This is a genomic window from Tepidanaerobacter sp. GT38 (assembly GCF_021991635.1).
Classification (GTDB): Bacteria; Bacillota; Thermosediminibacteria; order Thermosediminibacterales; family Tepidanaerobacteraceae; genus DTU063.
In genome coordinates, this window is the sequence record NZ_JAFFJA010000032.1 from 1 (window position 1) to 23,853 (window position 23,853).

The window sequence follows — 23,853 nt, forward strand, 5'->3', positions numbered from 1 at the left end:
CTTGACAGGGGGCAGTTCATTAAAACAGCAGTTTTATTTATATAAAATACGTTTTAAAAATTTTCTTCAATCTCAGTTAGATTATTTAGATTCTTTGGAGCTGGATATATTTCCCGATACCAATAGCGACTTGCAAAGTGATGCTGTATTAGAAGCTGCAACTGCAAATGAGGAGGAAGTTGAAAACTTAGTAACAGATGAAGAATTACAGGAATAAAAATAGCCCAGTTGGATAAAGTACTTTTGAGGGAATCCATATGGCTGATGACAAAACTTATGAAAAGCTTAGCCAAAAAATTGATGAACTATCCTTAAATATTGAAAGGCTTAACTTAGCTGAATATGTTGAGCTCTTGAGAAACCCAAAAAGATTATTGTACCTAAATTTCATAGGTGGTATTGCCAGAGGCTTTGGCACAGCTGTAGGTTTTACTCTTTTAGGCGCCTTAGTTATTTATATTCTCCAGCGCATTGTGATTTTAAGATTGCCAATAATAGGTACATTTATTGCCGATATAATTAAGATAGTTCAAAAACAGCTTTAAAATATCATTATAGAAACTAAGGAGGCCCAACTTGAACCTAGAATATTATAAAAAGCAGCTAGAGAGTTTAAAAAGTCGGCTTGAAAAACAGATGGAGTCTTTATCAAAGCGCGGTTCAGAGCCTTTAAAGAATTCTATAGGTGAACTATCAGGTTATGACAATCATCCGGCAGATTTAGGGGCAGAGACCTTTGAAAGAGCTAAAGATTTAGGCTTAAAAGATAATTCAAAGGTTCTGCTTATGAAAGTAAACCATGCTTTAGACAGAATCAGTGAAGGGACTTATGGGATATGTGAAAATTGCGGAAAGCCTATATCAGAGGAGAGACTAAAGGCTTTGCCTTATACCACCCTTTGCATTGATTGTAAAAAATCAGCGGAAAATCAAGAGGAAAATAGCAGAAGGCCGCTAGAAGAGGAAGTCTTAGGATTTCCCTTTGGAAGAAGTTTTCGCGATGGAACTGATGAAGTGGGATATGATGGTGAAGATGCCTGGCAGGATGTTGCAAGATACGGCACATCTAGCGGGCCCCAGGACATACCTGGAGCTGTAGATTACACTGAAACTTATGAGGATGGCAACGAAGAGCTGGGAATAGTTGAAGAAATTGATGCTATTTTAGATAATGAAGTAGATACAGCTGAAGATGATAAAAATGAACTGGAAAAGTAAATGCCCTTATAGGGCATTTTTGCATTGAAGTTTAAAGTGGGGTATTATATAATTTGGATAAAATCATAAGACCTGGAGGTAGTTTATTTGCATTTTATTGTTAGTTTTTTAATTTTAGCTTTGGATTTGTTTACAAAATATCTGGTGCAAAAGCACATGAAGCCATATCAGACAATCCCCGTTATAAACGACATCTTTCATATTACATATGTTCAAAATCCGGGAGCAGCTTTTGGCATTTTTAATGGCAAAACTTTTTTTATAACGGCGATTTCACTGGCGGTTATTTTAATAATCGCATTTGTTTTAATAAAATATCCAATAAAACACAACGTTTTAAAAATTGTATTGGCATTGATTTTAGGTGGGGCTATAGGGAATCTAGTAGATAGATTGAGATATGGATATGTAGTTGATTTTTTGGACTTTCGGATTTGGCCGGTTTTTAATATATCTGACTGTGCCATAGTTGTTGGTGTAATAATCTTAGTCTATCTTATTATGTTTCACCCGGATTTTCAAAAGCAAATCAAGTAACAGGAGGTAGAGCTTGAGCCATAAACACGAAATTACGATTGCAAAAGAAGATGCTAGAAAAAGATTGGACGTCTTTTTAGCTGAAAACTTACAAGAATCCAGAAGTTTTTTGCAAAAAGGCATATTGGAAGGCTGGGTGAAGGTAAATGGAGCTGTAGTCAAGCCAAACTATAAGCTAAAGGAAAAAGACCATGTATCAGTTGATGTTCCACCACCGCCTGAGCCCTCCATAACTCCTGAGAATATTCCATTAGATATAATCTATGAAGATAAAGATATTTTAGTTGTCAACAAACCTAGGGGTATGGTAGTATATCCCGCTCCAGGAAATTATTCCGGCACACTTATAAATGCTGTGCTTTCCCACACTAAGGATTTATCGGCAAGAAGCGGCCTAATGCGCCCAGGTATAGTCCACCGATTAGATAAAGATACGTCAGGTGCCATAGTTTTGGCAAAAACCGATAATGCGCATATGAGCCTATCGAGGCAGTTTAAAAACCGTCAGGTCACTAAAGTTTACTATACTTTAGTATGGGGAAATGTTAAAGAAGATAAGGCTACCATAAATGCTCCTATTGGAAGACATGATGTAAAACGGACAAAGATGCAAGTTGCATCAAAGAGTTCTCGAGAAGCTGTTACACATTTTAAAGTAATCGAGAGATTTAATGATTTTACCTTTCTTGAAGTTACCATTGAAACTGGCAGAACCCATCAAATACGAGTTCATATGCAATTTATAGGCCATCCGGTTGTAGCAGACCCTGTTTATTCCAGAAAAAAGCCGCCTTTTAATATAAAAGGGCAAGCACTTCATGCGTATAAGCTTGGTTTTTGTCATCCGAGCACAGGGAAATATATGGAGTTTACGGCACCGATACCAGATGATATGAACTCTATATTAGAAATATTAAGAAAAGAAAAAATGGGGGAGTGAAATGGAAGAGAAAGCGCGTATAATGGACGAAAAGGCAATAAATCGTGCGCTAATCAGGATTAGCCATGAAATCATAGAAAAAAATAAAGGTGTAGCGGATTTGGCGCTGGTAGGTATACGACGGAGGGGGGTACCCCTTGCCAGGAGATTGGCTGATTATATTTATTCAATTGAAGGTGTGGAGATCCCCGTTGGCATTTTAGATATAACTTTGTATCGTGACGATTTATCAAGCCTTGCGCCATCGCCGCTAGTGCAAAAAACCGAAATACCATTTAAAATTACTGATAAAAAAATAATTTTGGTAGATGATGTTATATACACAGGCAGAACAGTAAGAGCTGCCCTTGATGCCCTGGCAGATTTAGGGCGTGCCAGGACCATACAATTGGCAGTGTTGATAGACAGAGGGCATCGCGAACTGCCAATAAGACCAGATTATGTGGGGAAAAATGTCCCCACATCCCGGGAAGAAATAATAGAAGTTAGGTTAACCGAAGTAGACGGAGAGAACAGCGTGGTAATATTAAAACGATAGTTTATTTATAATGCTTTCCTCTGGTGTTACATACAAAGTCTTTTGATGATAATATATGACAAAACCGGGTTTGGCCCCCGATGGCTTTTTGACATGTCGAACAAGTGTATAATCTACAGGAACATTGCTGCTGTTACGACCGTTGCTAAAGTATGCAGCCACAATGGCAGCTTCTGTTAATGTTTGTTCACTTACATCTCTTCCTTGTGTTTCAATTATTACATGTGAGCCTGGTGTATTTTTGGCGTGCAGCCATATATCATCAGGCTTTGCTTTTTTAAAAGTAAGAATATCGTTTTGATGGTTGTTTTTGCCTACGTAGATTGTGTTACCATCAGAAGATTTAAATTGTAAGGGCTTTGACACTTCAGGTTTACCCTTTTTTTGCTTATCTGTTTTAATATAATTTTGTGATTCCAATTCCTGTTGGATCTCTGACAGGTCTTGCATATTCTGGCTGTATTCAATGTTGAGAAGAGTACTTTCCAGATATTCTAATTCCATTAAAGCATCTTCTATTCTTGCTTCCACAATTCGTTTAGTGGCTTTTAATTTTTTATACCTGTCAAAAAAAATTTGGGCATTATGTGATGGTGATAGCTTTTCATTTAAAGGTATTACTATCTCTTCATTTAAATCATAAAAATTTGGCAACACAACTTGGCTTTGACCGGGTTTTATTCGATATAAATTGGCTGACAAAAGTTCGCCCCACAGTTTATACTTATCTAAATCCGATGTTTTGTTTAACTTTTCTTGGAGATACCGTAGATTTTGCTTTAGTTTTTTAATGTGTTTTATAACGTGCGATTTTAAAATATGTTTTAAATTATTAACTTCCAGGAGAGATTTTTTTTGCATAAAGAAAAAGTCAATAGCTTCGTTGACGTTAAAATTTGATGTCTTATGTTCTTTTTGGTAGAGATCCATGGGGAAAATCCAAAAATCAATAGGTTCTTTAGACTTTGGATCCAAATAAACATGGGGCTTGAAATTATGTTCTAGCAAGCTTTGCCTGAGCTCGGAAAAGACCTCTGTGATTTGTTCAATTTGTGGGATACTTAGTTCACTAACAGGAATTTCGTGGAAAACACCTGCTCTTATAGCAACTTCTTGAGCCGAAAGCCCCGAAAATCCAGCAAAGCTATTTAAAATCCATTTACTCAAGGTTTTTTGAATTTGTGAGTCGGTTGCTTTTTTAATTGAATGAAAAATGTCTTTATCATCTACCGACAGTAAATTTATCTTTTCTTCCAAAGGAGGACTTAAATAAGTTTTTCCAGGCAGAATTTCTCTATATCTGTTTACTTCAAAACTTATTCGCTTTATAGAGTCTATTATTGTGTTTTGACGGTCTGTTAATATTATGTTGCTATGTTTTCCCATTATCTCAACAATTAACATATATTCCTTAGGTTGCATGAATTCGTCGGTATTGCATACTGTTATTTCAACAATGCGTTCTAAACCCCGTTGTAAAATAGATTTAATTTTTCCTCCTAAAAGATACTTTCTAAGCAGCATGCAAAACATTGGAGGAGATGATGGGTTTTGGTTTACAGTTTTTGCAATATGAATTCTGCAGTTTATAGAATCAGCTGACAATAGCAGTTTATATTCTTTTCTCTTGTGAGCAATAAAAAAAACAAGTTCAAGTTTGTTTGGTTGATAGATTTTGGTTATAATGCTTCCTTCAAGTAACTGTCTTAGTTCATAGATTGTTCCGTAAAGTGCAATTCCGTCAAAAGGCATAAAAAAACCTCCTTATTGGAATTTAGTATAACATTAAAGCCAGGCTTTTTGAAGGGTCAATATTTGTTGTTTTAAACATAATTAAATGATATAATAATTTGGACGATTATTGAGAAAACCAGGGCTAATCCCTGGTTTAATGGATTTATTATTTTATTGTTTACATAAAGGGAGTTTGACATGATTAAAAGTATGACCGGCTACGGCCGTGGTGAAAATCAAGGCAAATTTCATTTCGTTGTAGAAATACGTTCAGTAAATCATAGATTTTTGGAGGTGTTTGTAAGATTACCAAAACCATGGCTTTTTTTGGAGGATAAGATAAAAAATTATATAAAGGGGAAAATAATACGAGGCAGACTTGACGTCTACGTTAATTTGTATGGTGAAGACCTTCCAGTTAATATAAAAATTGACAAATGTCTTGCTAGCAATTACTATAAAAAATTGATAGAATTAAAAGATGAAATAGGTTTTGAAGGACCTGTTTCGTTGTCACTCCTTTCATTAATGCCACATGTATTAAAACTGGAAGAAGATTCTGTAGCAGAAGAAGAACTGTGGGAATCTTTAATGCCTGCCTTGGATGAAGCTCTAAAAGGTCTTATTAAAATGCGGACAAAGGAGGGCGAAAACCTCTGGAACGATTTAAGTGCAAGGCTTGAACTTATAAAAAGTAAAGTAAAGCAAATCGAAGAGCGAGCAGAATTGGTCCCTCTGGAGTATAAAGAGAGGTTGATGGCTAATATCCAAAGATTGTATACAGATGTATCATTGGATGAATCTAGAATAGAAACAGAAGTTGCTATATTTGCAGAGAAATCCAATATCACTGAAGAAATTGTCAGACTCAAAAGCCATATTGCTCAAATGCAAGAATTGTCGAGTTCCGATGAAGCTGTAGGCAAAAAAATGGATTTTATTGCTCAAGAGATGTTTCGCGAGGCAAATACAATCTCCGTAAAGGCATCGGATTATAGTATTTCAAGGGAAATTATAGATATAAAAAGCGAACTTGAGAAAATAAGAGAGCAAATTCAAAACATAGAATGAAGATTCAGGAGGTATTAGTGTGGATATTAAACTTGTTAACATAGGATTTGGTAATATAGTATCGGCAAACCGCATCATTGCTATAGTGAGTCCGGAATCTGCTCCTATAAAGCGAATTATTCAAGAGGCTAGAGATCGAGGTATGCTAATTGACGCTACATATGGTCGAAGGACACGCGCAGTTATTATAACTGACAGTGATCATGTGGTCTTATCTGCAGTTCAGCCCGAAACGGTAGCCCATCGTTTAAGCAATGATAAAAACTCAATGGAAGATGAAGATGAAAATGAAAGCGAGCAAATGGATGAGTAATTTGGAGTCAATTACAAGTCCGGGTATGTTAATTGTTGTATCTGGTCCTTCTGGTGTAGGCAAAGGGACATTGTGCAATATGCTTATTGATAGCGTAGAAAATCTTTTTCTATCTATTTCTGCTACAACAAGGCCGCCGAGGGCTGGTGAGATAGATGGTCAAAATTATTATTTTATGAGCACTGAAGTTTTTGAGGATAAAATAAAAAAAGGCGAATTTTTAGAATGGGCCAAGGTTTATAATAATTACTACGGTACTCCAAAGGATAAAGTCTTTAAGCAGCTTCGCGAGGGCAAAGATGTTATTCTTGAAATAGATATTCAGGGTGCTGCTCAAGTTAAGAGAAATTATCCGGAGGGAGTTTTTATTTTCATATCTCCACCTAGCATAGATGAGCTAAAAAAACGAATTACAAAGCGGGGCACTGATAGTGCGGACTCAATTGAGCTTAGAGTTAAATGCGCTGCTGAGGAGATAAAAGCTGCACTAGAATATGATTATATCGTCTTAAATGACGACCTAAACCAAGCAGCTTTGCGGTTACAATCAATAATCTTAGCGGAAAGGTGTAAAGTATTAAGAAACACAAAGCTATTACAAAAGTTAAGGGAGGAATGCGGCGATGATGCAGCCGTCCATAGACTCACTTATTGAAAAATATGATAGTAAATATACCCTTGCTGTAGCTGCAGCAAAAAGAGCTCGTCAATTGGTAGACGGGGCAAAAGCAATGGTTGATGTAAAAACGAAAAAACCGGTTTCATTAGCTTTATTTGAATTGGATGCACAAAAAATTGCCATCTACAGAGACAAGACCAGAAAAAGCAGTTGAGGTGAAATATGCTCAAGGGTAAATTTGTGGTACTGGGTGTTACAGGCAGTATAGCAGCATACAAGGCAGTGGAACTGGTGCGGCTTTTAAAGAAAGCAGGCTGTGAAGTTCAAGTTATCATGACAAAATCAGGATGTGAATTTGTAAAACCACTGACTTTCCAGGTGGTGTCCCAAAACCCGGTAATCATTGATATGTTTAAAGAGCCATCTCGCTGGGAAGTAGAACATGTGGCTCTGGCTGATAAAGCGGATGTATTTTTGGTGGCACCTGCTACAGCAAATATCATTGCTAAAATGGCAGCGGGAATAGCTGATGATATGCTCACATCAACCCTACTTGCAACTAAAGCCAAGATAATTGTCGTGCCAGCCATGAATGTAAATATGTACGAAAATCCTATAACACAGCGAAATATCGCTGCATTAAAAGCGCTGGGAATTACTGTCTTGGATCCTGAAGAAGGTGACTTGGCCTGCGGATACAGTGGGAAGGGCAGATTCCCCGAACCCACAGACATAGTTGAACATATAAAAGTTATCTTAGGCAAAGACGGTGATTTGAAAGACAAAAGGTTTTTAATAACTGCAGGTCCTACCAGAGAACCTATAGACCCCGTAAGATTTATTACAAATCATTCTTCCGGAAAGATGGGCTATGCTCTTGCTGAAAAGGCGGTTCAGCGGGGGGCAAGAGTAACTTTGATATCAGGCCCAACAAATCTCACCCCTCCCTTAGGCTTGGAGAGATTTATACGTGTTGATACTGCAGAAGAAATGTACAGTGCCGTTATGAAGCATTATGCAGATGTTGATGTAGTTATAAAGTCGGCAGCTGTAGCTGATTATGCACCAAAGAATATAAAAGGTGAAAAAATAAAAAAACAAGATTCAAATATGACTTTAGAGCTTAAAAAGAATCCAGATATCCTACAAGAACTAGGAAATAAAAAATCCAATCAAGTTCTCATAGGTTTTGCGGCAGAAACCAACAATACAATAGTTAATGCTCAAGATAAGCTTAAAAGAAAGAATTTGGATTTTATTGTATTAAATGATCTTACTGAAGCCGGTGCAGGATTCGCTAAAGATACCAACATTGTTACGATTTTGCATAGTGACGGACGAATCGAAAAACTGCCTAAGATGCTAAAACGAGATTTAGCAGATGAGATTTTAAATAGGGTGCTCTTATATTTGCAAAACCGGATGTCTTAGGTTTTTTGTTTTTTAAGGGGGAGGTTTTTTGATTATAACCGCTTCTGTAGCTGTTGATGTAAAACATCCACGAGCCAAAAAAGAATATTCTTATCTTGTTCCAGAGCATCTGACCTCCTCGATAAATGTAGGTGACTTAGTATGCGTTCCCTTTAACAACGTAAGAGTATCTGGTGTGGTGACACAACTTACAGAGTTAAACCAGGTTCCAAAGTTTAAGCTCAAAGAAATTATCAGCAAAGAAACTGTATCTTTGCCGAACTCTCTTGTGCATTTATCAAGGGAACTTGCTAAATATTACGGCACAGCCCTTATTGATTTTTTAAAACTGATGCTGCCTCCGAAAGCAAGCACAAAAAATTTAACTGTCTATTTTATTAGCTCTGTCGATAAAGCCATATCAAATAAAGCATTTATCCAAAAACAAGTGTGTGAGTTTATTGTAAAAAATGGTCCTTCTACAGCCCAAAATATATCGGAACAACTTGAGATTTCCATTTCATCAGTTAGGTCAGCGTTGACGGCTCTCATTGAAAAAGGAATTGTAAAAAAAGAGTATAGAGCTGTTAGAAGAAAACCTATTGTATTAAGTGCTGAAGACAGCTCAAAGGACATCAAATTAACAGAGCAACAGATAAGCGCTATAGAAACAATAAATAATATCTTTTCCAGCTCGAAAAAGACAACACTTATTTATGGTGTCACCGGAAGCGGAAAGACTGAAGTATATATTAGAGCTATACAAAATGTATTAAGTCAAGGAAAAAGAGCTCTTGTTTTAGTACCTGAGATTTCATTGACACCGCAAATGCTTTCCATATTCCATCAAAGATTTCCCGGGAAAACAGCTGTTATTCACAGCAGGCTTTCACCAGGAGAGCGATTTGACGAATGGCAAAGGATTTATTCGGGCAGTGCTTCAGTGGTTATTGGGGCAAGGTCCGCAGTCTTTGCTCCCATACAGGATTTGGGCATGATTATCATTGATGAAGAGCATGAGGCATCATATAAAAATGGAGAGCATCCTTATTATGATGCAAGGCTGGTGGCTCAATTTCGTGCAAAACATGAAAATGCAATGCTGCTTTTGGGAAGCGCTACACCTTCAGTTGAATCCTTTTATAAGGCAGCCAAAGGAGAATACGCCCTTGTTAAACTGACAAAAAGGGTTTCGGGAAGGCCGTTGCCCAAAATGGAAATTATCGATATGAAAGCAGAGCTAAAATCAGGCAATTGTCATATTTTTAGCCGCAAGTTATTAGCAGGGATTAAAGCAACATTAGAAGCTGATAAACAGGTGATCCTTTTTTTAAATCGAAGAGGTCATTCTACTTTTATCATTTGTCGGGATTGTGGTTTTGTACTGAAATGTAGGCACTGTGATATCTCGCTTACATATCATTTTAATGAAAAAAGTGCTAAATGTCATTATTGCGGCTATACTGTAAAAGCACCGGATTTATGTCCTAAGTGCAACAGTGAAAATATACGATATTTTGGAGCTGGCACAGAAAAGATAGAGCAGGAAATCAGGAGGTTTTTCCCGGACTGCAGGACACTTAGAATCGATTCTGACTCTACGTCTAAAAAGGGCTCAATGGAAAAAATGCTGTTTGACTTTAAAAAGGGGGCTGCTCAAATCTTAATAGGCACTCAGGCCGTGGCTAAAGGCCTTGATTTTCCCAATGTTGCACTTGTCGGGATCATAAGTGCCGATACCGCACTGAACATGCCGGATTTTAGGTGTGGTGAGCGCACTTTTCAGCTTATAACTCAAGTAGCTGGAAGAGCTGGCAGAGGTGATACTCCTGGTAGAGTTTATGTACAAACGTATGCGCCAGAATCTTTTGCCATAAAGGCGGCTTGCAATCTGAATATTTCAGGTTTTTATCAAGATGAGCTTAAAATGCGATACAAAGCAGTATATCCGCCTTTTTGCCATATACTAAACATAAGATTTAAAGGCCGTCATGAGGAGGAAGTTAAGAGAGAAGCCGAGAATATAAGAGCAATTTTATATCAAAAGTATGATAAAGAAGCTGAAATATACGGTCCAGTTCCGGCACCCAAATCAAAGATCAAAGAAAATTACAGATATAATATTTTATTAAAGAGCATAAAAATACAAGTCTTAACTGAAATTTGCAATGAGCTGCAGACTATAAACGACAACAGCCGCGTAGATATTGCCTGGGACATGGACCCGCAGGATTTGCTATAGGAGGGAATCTTTTGGCATTAAGAAAAATTAGAAAATATGGCGATGAAGTTTTACGAAAAAAGTCGAAAAAAGTAGAGGTATTTGATAAACGACTGCATACTCTTATTGAAGATATGCTTGAAACTATGGCTGAGGCAGAGGGTGTAGGCCTTGCTGCGCCGCAAATAGGCATATTAAAAAGGGTAGTCGTAATAGATGTAGGAGAGGGACCTATTGAGCTGATAAATCCTGAGATCATAGAAAGTGAGGGGGAAATAACACAGCCTGAAGCATGTCTTAGTATACCCGGTGTATTAGGTGAAGTACCCAGGCCTAAGCGCGTAAAGGTAAGAGCACAGGACAGATGGGGGAATTTTTTTGAAATTGAGGGAGAAGACCTGCTTGCCCGCGCTTTTTGCCACGAGATAGATCATTTAGATGGGATACTTTTTGTTGATAAAGTTACAAAATTTCTTGAACCTGATAGCGAGGGATAAAAATGAGAGTTGTTTTTATGGGTACTCCTGAATTTGCAGCAACACCCCTTGAAAATATGATAAAAGAAAATATTGACGTTATAGCAGTTGTTACGCAGCCGGATCGGCCTGTTGGCAGAAAGAGGATAATTACTCCTCCGCCCGTAAAGGAAGTGGCAATGAAATACGATATTCCCGTATACCAGCCAGAGAAAGTTAGAAATGAAGATTTTATAAAAGTTTTAGATTCTTTAAAGCCTGATTTAATCACAGTGGTTGCTTTCGGACAAATACTTCCACGTAAGGTTTTGGAAATACCAAAAATAGGCTGTATAAATGTACACGCTTCGCTTTTGCCTAAATACCGAGGAGCAGCTCCGGTTCAGTGGGCAATTATTAATGGGGAAAAAGTTACCGGTGTAACAACAATGTGGATGGATGAAGGTTTGGATACGGGAGATATTTTTCTACAGGAATCAATAGAGATAAGAGACGATTGGACATCGCTGGATCTTTTTAAAGAATTATCAGTTTTAGGGGGGCAATTGCTGCTTACGACTCTTGATTACATAAAATCCGGCAACATAATTCGGCTACCCCAGGACCATGAAAAAGCAACCTATGCCCCGATGCTGAAAAAAGAAATTGGGGAAATTGATTGGTCCAAAAGCGCTGAGGATATTTTCAATCTCATTAGGGGTACGTATCCTTGGCCTTGTGCATATACAACCTGCAATGGCAAGGTAATTAAAATATTTAAGGCGAGGCTTTATGACTCCGGCAAAGACCCAGCTCCCGGCAAGTTTAGAGGTTTGATAAAAAACGAAGGCTTTCTTGTAGGCACTGGCACATGCGACCTTCTTATAACAGAACTTCAGGAAGCTGGCGGCAAACCCATGAAAGCCACGGAGTATTTAGCAGGTCACCATTTTAAAGAGGGAGATTTCTTTGCAGACATTTGTTCAAAATAGAGAAACTACAAAAATAAAAAAGAGAGTTTTTATAGGCTTGCTTTCGGTCAGCGTGCTGCTGATTTTTGGCATGATACTGTCAGGAATTTTAATCTATTATAATAGATTTGGTTCCTGGTATCGTTATGTATTACTTGCCATAATTGCAGTACTTAGTTTGTTTATTCTAATAGTAAGCATTGGCCTTGCTGGTGTTGTGATGACTTTATTGAGCGTTAAGCGATTCTTTGGTTTAGAAGGTTTAATGAATGCATCTATTAACATGCTATTCCCCTTAGCTTTGGCTGTAGGGAGAATGCTGCGCATACCTAATGATGTTATCAAAAGTTCTTACATTGAAGTAAACAACAAATTGCTTCAAAGCCGCAATTATAGTTTAAAACCTGAAGACATACTTATTCTGGCACCTCACTGCTTGCAGAAGTGGGACTGTCCACACAAAATTACCACCGATGCATCAAACTGTCGTCATTGCGGCAAATGCGATATAGACAAACTGCTCATGATAAGTAAAAAGTATGGTGTAAATCTTGCGGTGGTTACTGGAGGGACATTGGCTCGAAAAAAAGTTAAGGATACCAAACCTAAAGCAATTATTGCAATTGCTTGTGAAAGGGATTTAACAGAGGGTATAATTGACACAAATCCTTTGCCGGTAATGGGAATATTAAATATAAGACCTGAAGGACCATGTAAAAATACACGGGTTGATTTGGCTAAAGTAACAGAAGCAATAGATTTTTTTATAAAAGGGAAGGAGCAAACATAAATTGAAAAGTCCTAGGGAACTGGCCATATCTATACTTGTAAAAACCCAAGCCGGCTCATACAGCAACCTGCTATTAAGTCAATATTTAACAGATGACCTTTCTCAAAAAGACAAAGCACTGGTTACCCAATTGGTTAACGGAGTTATACAAAATAGGCTTTTATTGGATCATATAATATCGCAATTTTCCAAAATAAAATTATCTAAGATGACTTCCTTTGTCAAAAATGCCATAAGATTGGGTATATATCAGACATATTTTCTGGACAAGGTGCCGGATTTTGCTGCAGTTAATGAATCAGTGGATTTAGTAAAAAAATATGAAGGGCAAAGAGCTGCCAATTTTACTAACGCTGTCTTAAGAAATGCTGTTAGAAACAGAGAGCGGGTATCCTATCCAAGTAAAGATAAAGACATAGTAGAGTATTTATCTATTTACTATTCTTTCCCTAAGTGGCTTATAACTAGATGGCTTTATTTATTTGGTGCAGATTTTACCGAAAGATTGTGTAAAGCTTTTAATGAGCCACCAAGATTGTGCATCAGGGTAAATACCCTTTTAACAACCAAGGAAGAATTATTAATGCGTTTAAACGAGGAAGGTGCTGATGCTGTTCCCGGACACCTTGCACAAGAAGCTTTATATATTGTAAAGTCGCCGCCTGTTTACCAGTTAAAAAGCTTTAAGGACGGCCTTTTTACTGTCCAGGACGAAAGTTCAATAATTGCATCACTTGCAGTGGGTTCAAAAGCCAATGACAAAGTTCTTGATGTGGCTGCTGCTCCAGGAGGCAAAACCACACACATGGCGGCTCTGATGCAAAATCGGGGAGAAATTGTTTCATGGGATATCCATCCACATAGAGTGAAGCTCATAGAGGAGAACGCTAAACGATTAAAAGCTACCATTGTTAAGGCGCAAGTAAAAGATGCAAAAATTCTTGATGAGGCAATGCTAGAGAGGTTTGATAAGGTTTTGATCGATGCGCCATGTTCTGGATTGGGAGTTATCCGCAGGAAACCTGACATAAAGTGGTCAAAAAAGCCTGAAGATATAAGTGCCTTAAAAAAAGAGCAGGAGAGAATCCTTGCAGTCTCTTCAAAATATGTAAAGCCTGGCGGATTTTTAGTTTACAGCACATGTAGCATAGAGCCGGAAGAAAACGAGAAAATTGTAGAGGATTTTCTTGCAAAAAACAAAGATTTTGCTTATGATGATTTAAGACCGTATTTGCCCAAACCGCTTCATAAAGATCTAAAAGAGCCTTACAGTTATATTACTCTGTACCCCCATATTCACGGGACAGATGGCTTCTTTGTAGCCCGATTAAAAAAGTCAAGGTTTGAGGGATGATAATTGAGCAAAATCGATTTAAAAAGACTTACGCTTACTCAATTAGAAGAATTTCTAAGACAAATAGGTGAGCCTGCATATAGAGCAAGACAAATTTTTAAGTGGATCTATAAAGGGCAAACTCAATTTGAAAAAATGACAGATTTACCTAAAACTTTAATAGGTAAACTCAATGATCATGCTTATATAAGCATGATCGATGTTTACAAAAAATACGAATCGGCACTGGATGAAACTGTAAAGTATGTGTTTTTGCTTGAAGATGCAAATTTGGTGGAGAGCGTTAAAATGAAATACTCATTTGGTGTTACTGCATGTATTTCCAGCCAAGTAGGATGTTCAATGGGGTGTGCCTTTTGCGCTTCAACAGAAGGAGGCATGGTGAGAAATTTATTGTGGTCAGAAATGGCAGATGAAGTGCTTGCTATTGAGAAAGATTCCGGGGAAAAAGTGAGCAGAGTCGTTGTAATGGGTAGTGGAGAGCCCCTCTTAAATTATGATGAGCTAATACAGTTTTTGAAGGTTTTGAATATGTCTATTGCATTTAATATAAGTTTTAGAAGAGTAACCGTATCTACCTGTGGGATAGTGCCAGAAATTTTTCGCCTAGCAGATGAAGGCATTCCCATTACACTTGCAGTTTCACTTCACGCTCCCAATGATGAGATTAGAAACTGCTTGATGCCGATAAATCGGCGATATCCTATTTCACAATTGTTAGATGCTTGTAAATATTATATAATGAAGACAAAAAGGCGAATTACTTTTGAATATGCACTAATTTCTCAGGTGAACGATAGTGATGAATGTGCCTATGAGCTTTCAAACTTGTTGAAAGATATGTTGTGTCATGTTAATTTAATACCTCTTAATCCGGTGGAAGGGAAAATTTATAAAAGAAGCACTCCTTCTCAGGTCCATAGATTTGAAAAAATACTTTCTTCCAGCGGCATATCCACAACAGTTCGCAGAGAATTGGGCAGTGACATACAGGCCGCCTGTGGTCAGCTCCGGCGAAGTTTATTAAAGAGGTGAAAAGATGATAGGGGTAATAAAAAGTGACGTGGGGAAAGTTCGACAGAACAATGAAGATGCATTTTATTTTCCCGAAAAAAATAGCAACTTTCCCGAATTATATATAGTAGCCGATGGAATGGGAGGTCACCAAGGCGGAGAAATAGCAAGTGGAATTGCTGTTAATGAAGTCTCCTCATATATTAATAGCAATTTATCTAAAGACTGTGACGCCCAGAAAGTAAAAAGAATATTGGAATCTTCTATAATTACTGCCAATAAAAAAATACATTCCTTGTCATTACAGCATAGTGAGTTTTCAGGCATGGGTACGACAATAACAATAGCTCTGTTTCATAACGGCAATTTATATATAGGCCATGTGGGTGACAGCAGGGCATACAGAATAAGGGATAATAATATAGAACAGTTGACTAAGGACCACTCCCTGGTGTGGCAATTGGTGGAAGAAGGTCGTATAACCATGACAGAAGCTAAAAACCATCCAATGAACCACATAATTACAAAAGCGTTGGGCACCGATGAAATTATAGAACCGGATATTATGGAGTTTGATTTGAAAGATAATGATATTATCGTCTTGTGCAGTGACGGTTTAACAAATATGCTGGATAATGACAGTATTAAAAACATTGTCTGCAGTTTCGAACCTGAGGAGGCAGCTCTGAAGCTTATTGAAAAGGCAAATTCTAAAGGTGGCCATGATAATATTACCGTTGGAATAATTAAAGCAGGCAAAGTGGGGATGTGGAAATCATGATAGGAAAAATTTTGGGAAACAGGTATAAAATTTTAGAGAAAATCAGCGGCGGGGGCATGGCTTTTGTTTACAAGGCTCAATGTACTTTGCTCAATCGAATTGTAGCCATAAAGATTTTAAAACCGGAATTTGCTGAGGACGTAGACTTCGTTAGGCGTTTTAGAAGAGAAGCTCAAGCCGCAGCCAGCCTATCTCATCCGAACATTGTGGGTATTTATGATGTTGGAGAGGAAGATGGTCTTTATTACATAGTTATGGAATATGTGGAAGGCCACACCTTGAAGGATTTAATAAAGGAAAAAGCACCTTTACCTGTCAAGGAAGTTATTGAAATTGGAATTCAAATATGTGATGCATTGGAATGTGCTCACAAAAATAAGATAGTTCACAGGGATATAAAATCCCAAAACATAATGATAACATCTGATGGCAGAGTCAAAGTGACAGATTTCGGCATTGCTAGAGCAACAGGTGGCTCTACCATCACCAATACTGGCAACGTATTTGGTTCCGTTCAATATTTCTCACCCGAACAAGCACGAAGTGATACTGTTGATGAGCGTTCTGATTTATACTCTGCTGGCATAGTGTTGTATGAAGCTTTTACAGGCAAATTGCCCTTTAATGGGGAAACTCCTGTATCTATAGCCTTAAAACAAATTCAGGAACAACCGGAGTTGATTTCAAATATAATTCCGGGATTTCCGAGGCAACTTGAAGCTATAGTGCAAAAATGTCTTGCCAAATCCCCTGATGATAGATATCAAAGTGCTGAAGATTTGAAGGCTGATTTAAGGCGAGCACTATTGAGTCCGGAAGTAGCCAATTTCAAACCTGGCAATATAGAACATACTTTGATTATGGACAATATAACAAACAATCCATTTCCTACTGGTACAACTACTAACTCCACTTCTAAAAGAAAAAGGCCAAGGAACATTTTAAGAGGTATAGGCATCGCAGCCCTTTTTGTTTTGCTGTTTGGAATATTTTCATATCTTGGAGCAAATTTAGCGAGAAAATATTTAGAGGTACCAGAAACTACAGTTCCAGATGTCATAGGTATGTTTGAAGAAGAGGCTATACAAAAGCTAAAAGAGCACCATCTAGATTATAATATAGCGGATAGAGTTTTCGATACCGCTCCAGCAGGGCAGGTAATAGACCAGGATCCAAAGGGCGGTCAGAGGGTAAAGACAAATCGACCTCCAATTGATTTAATAATAAGTAAAGGGCCAAAAGCCAGCACTGTTCCCAATATAATTGGCAGGACAGAGCAAGAAGGTATTGCTCTGCTAGAAAATAGTGGCTTTGAACCAGGTCGGATCATTCGGCAGTATTCTAATGAAGTACCGGAAGGAGTAATAATTGACCAAAATCCTAGAGCCGGCCTTACTCTTTCAGAAGGAGAGATGATTAATTTTACTGTAAGTTTAGGGCCTGAGCTTGTAGAAGTACCGAACCTGGTTGGAAAAACGTTAGAGGAAGCAGAAAAAATATTAAAAAACCAGAATATAGCATATAGTGTTTCAAAGAAGACCGATGATGCTCCGAAAAATACGGTAATTGAACAAAGTCCTAGACCATATGAGCTGATGGAACCTGGAACTTCGATTACACTAGTAGTGAGCAATGGTCCAGCTGAAACAAAGAGAATAATAGTTGAGCCTATACTTTTGCCTTCTGAGCCTTCGGAGATAACTGTTAAAGTAATTGTATCAGATGATTTGGGCAAAAACCGCACCGTATATCTTGAAAAGCATTCTCCCGAAGATAGCCCGTTAAGTATTCCCGTAGAAGGTGTCGGGAATATGGAAATAGAAGTATGGCTAAATGACATACTCTATTTTAAAGGAAATGGATAATATCAAAATTATAAAAGAAAGAGGTTATGTTTGTGGTTAAAGTAGCTCCTTCAATTTTATCTGCGGATTTTAGTTGCCTGGCAGAAGAAGTGAAGCGAGTGGAACAAGGTGGTGCTGATCTTTTACACATAGATGTGATGGATGGTCATTTTGTGCCAAATATCACTTTGGGTCCACCGGTTATATCCTGCCTAAAAGGAAAGACTAGCCTACCATTTGATGTTCATCTAATGATTGACAATCCGGAAAAGTATGTTGATGAATTTATTGAGGCGGGTGCTGATATAGTTACGGTTCATGTGGAATCTACCGTTCATTTACATAGATTAGTGACGCATATTAAGGATAAAGGTATTAAGCCGGGGGTTGCTTTAAACCCCTCCACCCCTTTAGATACCATAAAATATATTCTCGATGATATATACTTAGTACTTATTATGAGTGTCAATCCAGGTTTTGGTGGGCAAAAATTCATCCCCCGAATGCTCCATAAGATATCGGAGCTGAGAGCAATTTTAAGTCAAAGCAATTCGGAGATTTTAATTGAAGTAGATGGAGGCATTAATGAAAATAACGCATCAAAAATAATAGATGCTGGAGCGGATATATTAGTAGCAGGTTCTGCTATATATAACTCCAGTAATCCTGAAAAGGTAATAAAAAAATTAAAAGAGTGCATTTAATCATTTTTGGTATCACAAAATGCGTTGTTTGAATATAATAAAATAACCGGGGATTTTTGCCAGCGGGGGGTGGCAAAGTGTGGAGGCACCTTAACATAAAGCAAATACTAGGCATATGTGCTGCAATTACCGGTATAGCAGTATTGATAGTAGGGCTCCCATCTTGGATCTGGATGTTAGCTACAGGAGGTTTTTTGATTTGGTTTGGATGGTTATTATTTACCACTAAATGGTGAAAGGGGTGGGTTGATGCGGATATATGTTGTAAAACTCCCAAGAGCCCTTAGCAAATTTGTTAAAACTTTACTTGGTCTGTTCGGTCATGGGGATTAAAAAAGCGTGCTACCTGGCACGCTGATTTTTATTGAGCTCTCTTTACTTTACCGGAGCGTAAACACCCGGTGCATACTTTGATACGCTTTATGTGACCATCCACATCGGCTTTAACTCTGTGGATGTTTGGAGCCCATGTACGCTTAGATCTTATATGGGAATGGCTTAGTTTAAAGCCTCTCCTGGGCAACTTACCACAAATTTCGCACTTTGCCATTATTGCACCTCCTCTTATGTATGACAAAAGTATTTTATCATATAAGTAAGTCAACTGCAACCAAGAAAAATCAATTAATAAATATGAAAAACACAAAAAATATATTATAATGGTTATAAAGATTCAGCTTGAAGGGAGGAAACCTGTTGAAGAATATAATCAAAAACGCTTTAGGTGAAATTCATATATCTAAAGAAGTTATAGCTATAATTGCCGGAAATGCTGCTATGGACTGCTATGGTTTAGTGGGAATGGCCTCCAGGAAAATGAGTGATGGGATAACTGAGCTTTTAGGCCGGGAAAACTTAGGCAAAGGCGTTGAGGTAAAAATCAGTGAAGATGTGCTTACAGTTGACCTTTATATCGTAGTGCAGTATGGTACTAAGATACACGAAGTAGCCCACAATGTAATTGAAAAAGTCGACTTCGTATTAAAAAACACACTGGGTTTTAGCCCCGATAAAATAAATGTAATAGTTCACGGAGTAAGGACAAAGTAAGAAATGGGGAGGTATTCTGGATTGGTGATGGAAAGAATTGACGCTAATTTGCTCAAAAAGGCAATAACTTATGCTGCCTTTGTTTTGAGACAAAATAAAAAAGTAGTAGATTCTTTAAACGTGTTTCCAGTGCCTGACGGTGATACTGGTACAAACATGTCACTCACAATGGACCAGGCTGTAAAGGAATTGGAGCAAGTATCTTCTGCTGATTTAAAAAAGGTCGCCGACAAAGCTGCCTGGGGTTCGCTGATGGGCGCCAGAGGCAATTCGGGAGTTATATTATCACAGCTTTTTAGAGGCTTTGCACAAGGCATTCCTGCCAATAAGAGCAGTTTAAGCTCCATGGAACTGGCTTTAGCATATAAAAGCGGTGTAGATGCTGCTTACCGTGCAGTAATGAGGCCGGTGGAAGGCACTATACTTACGGTGGCCAGGGAAACTGCTGATAAAATGATTTCCGAGGCAAAGCGCACAAATGACTTATCAATTATTCTTGAAAACACATTAAAATATGGTGAAAAGGTATTGGCTAAAACCCCTGAGATGTTAAAAGCATTAAAAGAGGCAAATGTCGTAGACGCTGGCGGAAAAGGCTTGCTTTTTTTAATGATGGGGTTTCTTGAAGTTATAAAAAATCCTGAGCTGGATATTTCTACTGCATATCAATCTTCTGTTGTTGATTCTGCTGGAGACATTAGCTACAGTAAGACTTATCAAGAAATAAAATACATGTATTGTACTGAACTTTTCATAACGGGAAATGCAATAGACATGGAGGCATTAAAAAAAGAACTGTCAAGTTTAGGAGATTCAATGATTGTCACAGGTACGGCAGAATTGGCGAAAATCCACATACATACCAACAGGCCTGATTTAGTACTTGGCAGCTCTTTAAAATGGGGCGAACTCTCAAATATAAAGATCGATAACATGAAAATTCAACATAAAGAAATGATAGGTAATTCAGTAGAAAGTAATGAAAACTACGATAAGCTTTATGATAATAAAAGCGATAATAAAAAGATAGGTGTAATTTCTGTATCATCCGGTCAAGGTTTAAATGAGATTTTTTCAAGTTTAGGTGCGGATATCATTGAAGGTGGCCAATCAATGAATCCAAGCACAGAAAGTATTTTGTCTGTGGTAGAAAAGACAGGCTATAATGATATTATTATTTTGCCAAATAACAAAAATATAATTTTGACGGCAGAGCAAGTTAAGTCTATATCAAAAAAGAATATTCACGTTTTACCTACAAAATCCATACCGCAAGGAATTTCAGCTTTACTTGCCTTTAATCCAGACGTTTCTATAGAAGAAAATATTTTAAATATGAGTGAAAACATTAAAACCGTGGTTTCGGGCGAAGTAACTTATGCAGTTAGGGATACTCAGTATAATGGCACTCAAATAAAAACAGGCGATATTTTAGGCATAATAGATGGCAAACTGCAGATTGTAGGTACAGATATAGAGGAAGTCATTATTAAACTTGTTGAGCTTATGACAGAAGGTAAAGAGGAAGGTATGATTACAATTTATTACGGCTCTGACATTGAAGAGTCAGCGGTGGAGAAGACCGTTGATATATTGACACAAAGATATGATGAATTTGATATAGAATATTATTCAGGAGGTCAAAGCCTGTATTATTATATTGTTTCTGTGGAATAAGGGTGTGATTTAGTGGACCTATCGGCAGATATAACAAATATTAAAGGTATTGGACCGGCAAAAGCCAAACTGCTTTCAAAACTAGGAATTTGCTCAATTAGGGATGCCCTATTTTATTTTCCCAGAGACTATCAAGACCTGTCGCCATTGACATTTAAACAGGGTAGAGAAGATCAAATTGCAGCTTTTCCATGTATCGTTACAGGCAATGCAGTAAGCAAAAAAGCACTTTCGGGGTTATACATAACTAAGGTACCTGTTTTTGATGGACAGAACAATGGCTATGCGGTTTTTTTTAATCAACCTTACTTACAACAAAGATTCTACCCCCGTCAGAAGCTTTTATTGATTGGAAAAGTAAAAAAGAATTTTGGGACTTTTGAAATTTCAAGCTCTGAGTGGGTTAAGTTAGACAAAAACAAACCAATAAAACTGGAAAGAATCCGACCTATATATCCCTTGACTAAAGGAGTTTCACAAAATCTTGTTAGAAATACAGTTAAAAGTGCCCTTGAACTTATATCCAATCTGAAAGAAACATTGCCGCAGAGTATATTGAAACAGCATAACCTTTTATCATTGGAAGACGCAATTAAAAATATCCATTTTCCTAAAAACTTTACGATACTGGAAAAAGCCCGGGAAAGGTTAATTTTCGAGGAATTGTTGCTGTTTAACTTAAGCATTGGTTTGTCAAAAATTTATCTTAAAGGCCAAAAGCGCAAAAACATTTACAATTGTTTAGATTTAAAGCCATTTTTATCTAAATTGCCATTTTCTCCAACTTCTGGGCAGGTAAAGGTTATAAATGACATTATTAAAGACCTTAAAAGTGAGTATATTATGAACAGGCTCGTTCAGGGAGACGTTGGTTCCGGAAAAACTCTTGTGGCCTGTGCTGCACTGTATTTAGCAGCAAAGAATGGTTTGCAAGGAGTTATGATGGCTCCAACTGAGATTTTGGCCGAGCAGCATTTTCAAACTCTACAACGGTTCTTAAAATCTCATGGTATCAAAATTGACATACTAAAAGGCGGGCTTAGTAAAAAAGATAGGCAAAACCGCCTTGATAAGTTAAAAAAGGGAGATATAGATGTTTTAGTAGGAACACATGCTGTAATCCAAGAAGATGTGGAATTTAAACGATTAGGCATGGTTATAACTGATGAACAACATCGATTTGGGGTAAAACAACGAGAAAATCTTGTTAATAAAGGTCAGTATCCCGATGTCCTTGTTATGAGTGCAACACCTATACCGAGAACTTTAGCCATGGTGCTGTACAGCGATTTAGATATATCAATAATCGATACCTTGCCGTCAGGCCGACAGAAAGTAGAAACATATGTTGTACAAGACTATATGAGAAAAAGAGTTTATGATTTTATGGCAGCCGAAGTGAAAAAAGGTCATCTTGCGTATGTGGTATGCCCCGCCGTTGAAGAAAATGAATTGGATATCATTAATGTGCAAGAGCATAAAGAATATCTGCAGCGGGAATATCCCAATTTAAAAATTGAAATGCTTCACGGCAAATTAAAACAAGAAGAAAAAGACAGGATACTAAAACAATTTTTGGCAAAAGAAATTCAAGTCCTTGTGGCAACGACCGTTGTAGAGGTGGGAGTAGATGTACCCTTTGCCACCTTGATGATAATTGAAAGTGCTGAAAGGTTTGGCCTTGCTCAACTTCACCAATTAAGGGGCAGAGTCGGCCGAAGTGCCTTAAAGTCATACTGTATTTTAATATCAAGTTCCAATCAGGGAATTGCAAGGGAAAGATTAAATTATTTAATGAATTGTCATAACGGATTTGAAATTTCACAAAAGGACTTAGAATTAAGAGGCCCTGGCGAATTCTTAGGAGTTAAACAGCATGGCTTTTTCGAATTTAAGTTTGCAAGTTTTACAAAAGATATGGGGACTCTCAAGACAACTCAAAAATTGGCACAGGAGATATTAGATAAGGGATATCTTGCTTTGCCTGAATATGCAAATCTAAAAAATTCGCTTGATTTAAAAATCAATATATAAATGTAAATAAACGATACATATGTGCCTAAGGCTACTTGTATGGTCGTTTATTTTTTTTGTAAAAAACATTTAAAGCATCGATTGGACAGCTAGGCAGATTGTGCTAGTATATAGACTTTTTCTTGGGTTATATTAAGAATACAGAAACAAAGGAGGTGAAATTAAAAATGGCATTAGGTCAAAAAAGAAATAAACTAGTTGTTCCTGAAGCTTATAAAGCTATGGAACAATTTAAAAATGAAGTAGCAAAAGAAGTTGGAATTCAGGCCCCTGCAGATGGCTACTGGGGTAACTACTCCTCAAGAGATTGTGGTGCTGTCGGTGGCCATATGGTAAGAAAGATGATTGAAGATTATCAAAGACGTGCAGCTGGCGGAACGACAACTCAATAAATAAATAAAAAGAACAGGCTCAGTTTTTGAGTCTGTTCTTTTTTGTCAATATAATATGCCGGCGAAAATGCCGGCATTGGGAGAGGAGAAACCGGAGGAAGAGCTTATGGGGAAAGTTTATTACAGTCATAGTATAAACATTCTTTAACAAAAATATTCAAGATTTGTAGCAAAAGCAACAAAAAA

Annotated in this window: 27 protein-coding genes and 1 pseudogene; 26 read left to right on the forward strand and 2 right to left on the reverse strand. The window is 37.5% G+C overall.

Annotated features, from left to right (window positions below; genetic code table 11):
* The 6 genes and pseudogenes from JT739_RS05650 to pyrR all read left to right on the forward strand — a co-directional run.
* Positions 1–217: pseudogene (locus tag JT739_RS05650) on the forward strand (hypothetical protein); the annotation flags it as partial.
* A gap of 40 nt (positions 218–257) precedes the next feature.
* Positions 258–545, forward strand: coding sequence for a DUF5665 domain-containing protein (locus JT739_RS05655; protein WP_237660134.1), 288 nt, complete (start codon positions 258–260; stop codon positions 543–545).
* 31 nt (positions 546–576) lie between these two features.
* Entirely contained in the window at positions 577–1,218 is a 642-nt protein-coding gene (locus JT739_RS05660) for a TraR/DksA C4-type zinc finger protein (RefSeq protein WP_237660135.1), read from the forward strand.
* Between the two features lie 87 nt (positions 1,219–1,305).
* Complete coding sequence (gene lspA, locus JT739_RS05665) at positions 1,306–1,755, forward strand: signal peptidase II (RefSeq protein ID WP_237660136.1); 450 nt, start codon at positions 1,306–1,308, stop codon at positions 1,753–1,755.
* 13 nt (positions 1,756–1,768) lie between these two features.
* Positions 1,769–2,695 (forward strand): RluA family pseudouridine synthase, encoded by a 927-nt coding sequence (locus JT739_RS05670; RefSeq protein ID WP_237660137.1) that lies wholly within the window; start codon positions 1,769–1,771, stop codon positions 2,693–2,695.
* Between the two features lies 1 nt (position 2,696).
* Positions 2,697–3,233: a bifunctional pyr operon transcriptional regulator/uracil phosphoribosyltransferase PyrR gene (pyrR, locus tag JT739_RS05675; protein ID WP_237660138.1), complete on the forward strand. Its 537-nt coding sequence runs from the start codon at positions 2,697–2,699 to the stop codon at positions 3,231–3,233.
* Here pyrR and JT739_RS05680 read toward each other — a convergent pair.
* Complete coding sequence (locus tag JT739_RS05680) at positions 3,222–4,985, reverse strand: NFACT family protein (RefSeq protein WP_237660139.1); 1,764 nt, start codon at positions 4,983–4,985, stop codon at positions 3,222–3,224. The two genes, pyrR and JT739_RS05680, sit on opposite strands and share 12 nt — an antisense overlap.
* Positions 4,986–5,165: 180 nt before the next feature.
* Here JT739_RS05680 and JT739_RS05685 point away from each other — a divergent pair, with 180 nt between their 5' ends.
* From JT739_RS05685 to spoVM, 16 genes are all read left to right on the forward strand, one after another.
* The gene (locus JT739_RS05685) at positions 5,166–6,038 is read left to right on the forward strand and encodes a YicC/YloC family endoribonuclease (RefSeq protein WP_237660140.1); all 873 of its coding nucleotides are present in this window, start codon (positions 5,166–5,168) and stop codon (positions 6,036–6,038) included.
* 19 nt (positions 6,039–6,057) lie between these two features.
* Positions 6,058–6,351 (forward strand): extracellular matrix/biofilm regulator RemA, encoded by a 294-nt coding sequence (gene remA / locus JT739_RS05690; RefSeq protein ID WP_237660141.1) that lies wholly within the window; start codon positions 6,058–6,060, stop codon positions 6,349–6,351.
* Positions 6,320–7,006: a guanylate kinase gene (gene gmk / locus JT739_RS05695; protein ID WP_237660142.1), complete on the forward strand. Its 687-nt coding sequence runs from the start codon at positions 6,320–6,322 to the stop codon at positions 7,004–7,006. Before remA ends, gmk begins: the two co-directional genes overlap by 32 nt.
* Positions 6,975–7,184 (forward strand): DNA-directed RNA polymerase subunit omega, encoded by a 210-nt coding sequence (gene rpoZ / locus JT739_RS05700; RefSeq protein ID WP_237660143.1) that lies wholly within the window; start codon positions 6,975–6,977, stop codon positions 7,182–7,184. The genes gmk and rpoZ overlap by 32 nt, the downstream gene beginning before the upstream one ends.
* Before the next feature lie 8 nt (positions 7,185–7,192).
* A complete protein-coding gene (gene coaBC, locus JT739_RS05705) occupies positions 7,193–8,401 on the forward strand; it encodes a bifunctional phosphopantothenoylcysteine decarboxylase/phosphopantothenate--cysteine ligase CoaBC (RefSeq protein WP_237660144.1) in 1,209 nt (402 codons plus the stop codon).
* Positions 8,402–8,429: 28 nt separating this feature from the next.
* Positions 8,430–10,622 (forward strand): primosomal protein N', encoded by a 2,193-nt coding sequence (gene priA / locus JT739_RS05710; protein ID WP_237660145.1) that lies wholly within the window; start codon positions 8,430–8,432, stop codon positions 10,620–10,622.
* A gap of 11 nt (positions 10,623–10,633) precedes the next feature.
* The gene (def, locus tag JT739_RS05715; protein WP_237660146.1) at positions 10,634–11,098 is read left to right on the forward strand and encodes a peptide deformylase; all 465 of its coding nucleotides are present in this window, start codon (positions 10,634–10,636) and stop codon (positions 11,096–11,098) included.
* A gap of 2 nt (positions 11,099–11,100) precedes the next feature.
* The gene (gene fmt / locus JT739_RS05720) at positions 11,101–12,048 is read left to right on the forward strand and encodes a methionyl-tRNA formyltransferase (RefSeq protein ID WP_237660147.1); all 948 of its coding nucleotides are present in this window, start codon (positions 11,101–11,103) and stop codon (positions 12,046–12,048) included.
* Positions 12,026–12,817, forward strand: coding sequence for a DUF116 domain-containing protein (locus JT739_RS05725; protein WP_237660148.1), 792 nt, complete (start codon positions 12,026–12,028; stop codon positions 12,815–12,817). The genes fmt and JT739_RS05725 overlap by 23 nt, the downstream gene beginning before the upstream one ends.
* Position 12,818: 1 nt before the next feature.
* Positions 12,819–14,171, forward strand: coding sequence for a 16S rRNA (cytosine(967)-C(5))-methyltransferase RsmB (rsmB, locus tag JT739_RS05730; protein WP_237660149.1), 1,353 nt, complete (start codon positions 12,819–12,821; stop codon positions 14,169–14,171).
* A gap of 3 nt (positions 14,172–14,174) precedes the next feature.
* Positions 14,175–15,206 carry a 23S rRNA (adenine(2503)-C(2))-methyltransferase RlmN gene (gene rlmN, locus JT739_RS05735; protein ID WP_237660150.1) on the forward strand — a complete coding sequence of 344 codons (1,032 nt, stop codon included), beginning with the start codon at positions 14,175–14,177 and terminating at the stop codon, positions 15,204–15,206.
* A gap of 4 nt (positions 15,207–15,210) precedes the next feature.
* The gene (locus tag JT739_RS05740; protein ID WP_237660151.1) at positions 15,211–15,966 is read left to right on the forward strand and encodes a Stp1/IreP family PP2C-type Ser/Thr phosphatase; all 756 of its coding nucleotides are present in this window, start codon (positions 15,211–15,213) and stop codon (positions 15,964–15,966) included.
* Positions 15,963–17,831, forward strand: a complete 1,869-nt coding sequence (gene pknB / locus JT739_RS05745) for a Stk1 family PASTA domain-containing Ser/Thr kinase (protein ID WP_237660152.1) — start codon at positions 15,963–15,965, stop codon at positions 17,829–17,831. Before JT739_RS05740 ends, pknB begins: the two co-directional genes overlap by 4 nt.
* 32 nt (positions 17,832–17,863) lie before the next feature.
* Positions 17,864–18,514 (forward strand): ribulose-phosphate 3-epimerase, encoded by a 651-nt coding sequence (gene rpe / locus JT739_RS05750; protein ID WP_237660153.1) that lies wholly within the window; start codon positions 17,864–17,866, stop codon positions 18,512–18,514.
* 77 nt (positions 18,515–18,591) lie between these two features.
* Positions 18,592–18,750 carry a hypothetical protein gene (locus tag JT739_RS05755; RefSeq protein ID WP_237660154.1) on the forward strand — a complete coding sequence of 53 codons (159 nt, stop codon included), beginning with the start codon at positions 18,592–18,594 and terminating at the stop codon, positions 18,748–18,750.
* Positions 18,751–18,763: 13 nt separating this feature from the next.
* A complete protein-coding gene (gene spoVM / locus JT739_RS12905) occupies positions 18,764–18,847 on the forward strand; it encodes a stage V sporulation protein SpoVM (protein WP_370642585.1) in 84 nt (27 codons plus the stop codon).
* Positions 18,848–18,875: 28 nt separating this feature from the next.
* Here spoVM and rpmB read toward each other — a convergent pair whose 3' ends face one another.
* Positions 18,876–19,064 (reverse strand): 50S ribosomal protein L28, encoded by a 189-nt coding sequence (gene rpmB, locus JT739_RS05760; RefSeq protein ID WP_237660155.1) that lies wholly within the window; start codon positions 19,062–19,064, stop codon positions 18,876–18,878.
* A gap of 146 nt (positions 19,065–19,210) precedes the next feature.
* Between rpmB and JT739_RS05765 the strand changes: the two genes are divergently transcribed.
* From JT739_RS05765 to JT739_RS05780, 4 genes are all read left to right on the forward strand, one after another.
* On the forward strand, positions 19,211–19,564 hold the full coding sequence (locus JT739_RS05765; RefSeq protein ID WP_237660156.1) for an Asp23/Gls24 family envelope stress response protein: 354 nt from the start codon (positions 19,211–19,213) through the stop codon (positions 19,562–19,564).
* 27 nt (positions 19,565–19,591) lie between these two features.
* Positions 19,592–21,241 (forward strand): DAK2 domain-containing protein, encoded by a 1,650-nt coding sequence (locus JT739_RS05770; RefSeq protein ID WP_237660168.1) that lies wholly within the window; start codon positions 19,592–19,594, stop codon positions 21,239–21,241.
* A 12-nt stretch (positions 21,242–21,253) separates the two neighbouring features.
* Positions 21,254–23,275 (forward strand): ATP-dependent DNA helicase RecG, encoded by a 2,022-nt coding sequence (recG, locus tag JT739_RS05775; RefSeq protein ID WP_237660157.1) that lies wholly within the window; start codon positions 21,254–21,256, stop codon positions 23,273–23,275.
* Between the two features lie 167 nt (positions 23,276–23,442).
* Positions 23,443–23,667 carry an alpha/beta-type small acid-soluble spore protein gene (locus tag JT739_RS05780; protein ID WP_237660158.1) on the forward strand — a complete coding sequence of 75 codons (225 nt, stop codon included), beginning with the start codon at positions 23,443–23,445 and terminating at the stop codon, positions 23,665–23,667.
* Positions 23,668–23,853 lie beyond the last annotated feature (186 nt).

Excerpts from the sequence above, each read along its gene's own strand:
- JT739_RS05655 (WP_237660134.1), top strand. The coding sequence starts at position 258 with ATGGCTGATGACAAAACTTATGAAAAGCTTAGCCAAAAAATTGATGAA.
- pyrR (WP_237660138.1), top strand. The coding sequence starts at position 2,697 with ATGGAAGAGAAAGCGCGTATAATGGACGAAAAGGCAATAAATCGTGCG.
- JT739_RS05680 (WP_237660139.1), bottom strand. The coding sequence starts at position 4,985 with ATGCCTTTTGACGGAATTGCACTTTACGGAACAATCTATGAACTAAGA.
- JT739_RS05685 (WP_237660140.1), top strand. The coding sequence starts at position 5,166 with ATGATTAAAAGTATGACCGGCTACGGCCGTGGTGAAAATCAAGGCAAA.
- gmk (WP_237660142.1), top strand. The coding sequence starts at position 6,320 with ATGAAAATGAAAGCGAGCAAATGGATGAGTAATTTGGAGTCAATTACA.
- rpoZ (WP_237660143.1), top strand. The coding sequence starts at position 6,975 with ATGATGCAGCCGTCCATAGACTCACTTATTGAAAAATATGATAGTAAA.
- coaBC (WP_237660144.1), top strand. The coding sequence starts at position 7,193 with ATGCTCAAGGGTAAATTTGTGGTACTGGGTGTTACAGGCAGTATAGCA.
- fmt (WP_237660147.1), top strand. The coding sequence starts at position 11,101 with ATGAGAGTTGTTTTTATGGGTACTCCTGAATTTGCAGCAACACCCCTT.
- JT739_RS05740 (WP_237660151.1), top strand. The coding sequence starts at position 15,211 with ATGATAGGGGTAATAAAAAGTGACGTGGGGAAAGTTCGACAGAACAAT.
- pknB (WP_237660152.1), top strand. The coding sequence starts at position 15,963 with ATGATAGGAAAAATTTTGGGAAACAGGTATAAAATTTTAGAGAAAATC.
- spoVM (WP_370642585.1), top strand. The coding sequence starts at position 18,764 with ATGCGGATATATGTTGTAAAACTCCCAAGAGCCCTTAGCAAATTTGTT.
- rpmB (WP_237660155.1), bottom strand. The coding sequence starts at position 19,064 with ATGGCAAAGTGCGAAATTTGTGGTAAGTTGCCCAGGAGAGGCTTTAAA.
- JT739_RS05770 (WP_237660168.1), top strand. The coding sequence starts at position 19,592 with ATGGAAAGAATTGACGCTAATTTGCTCAAAAAGGCAATAACTTATGCT.
- JT739_RS05780 (WP_237660158.1), top strand. The coding sequence starts at position 23,443 with ATGGCATTAGGTCAAAAAAGAAATAAACTAGTTGTTCCTGAAGCTTAT.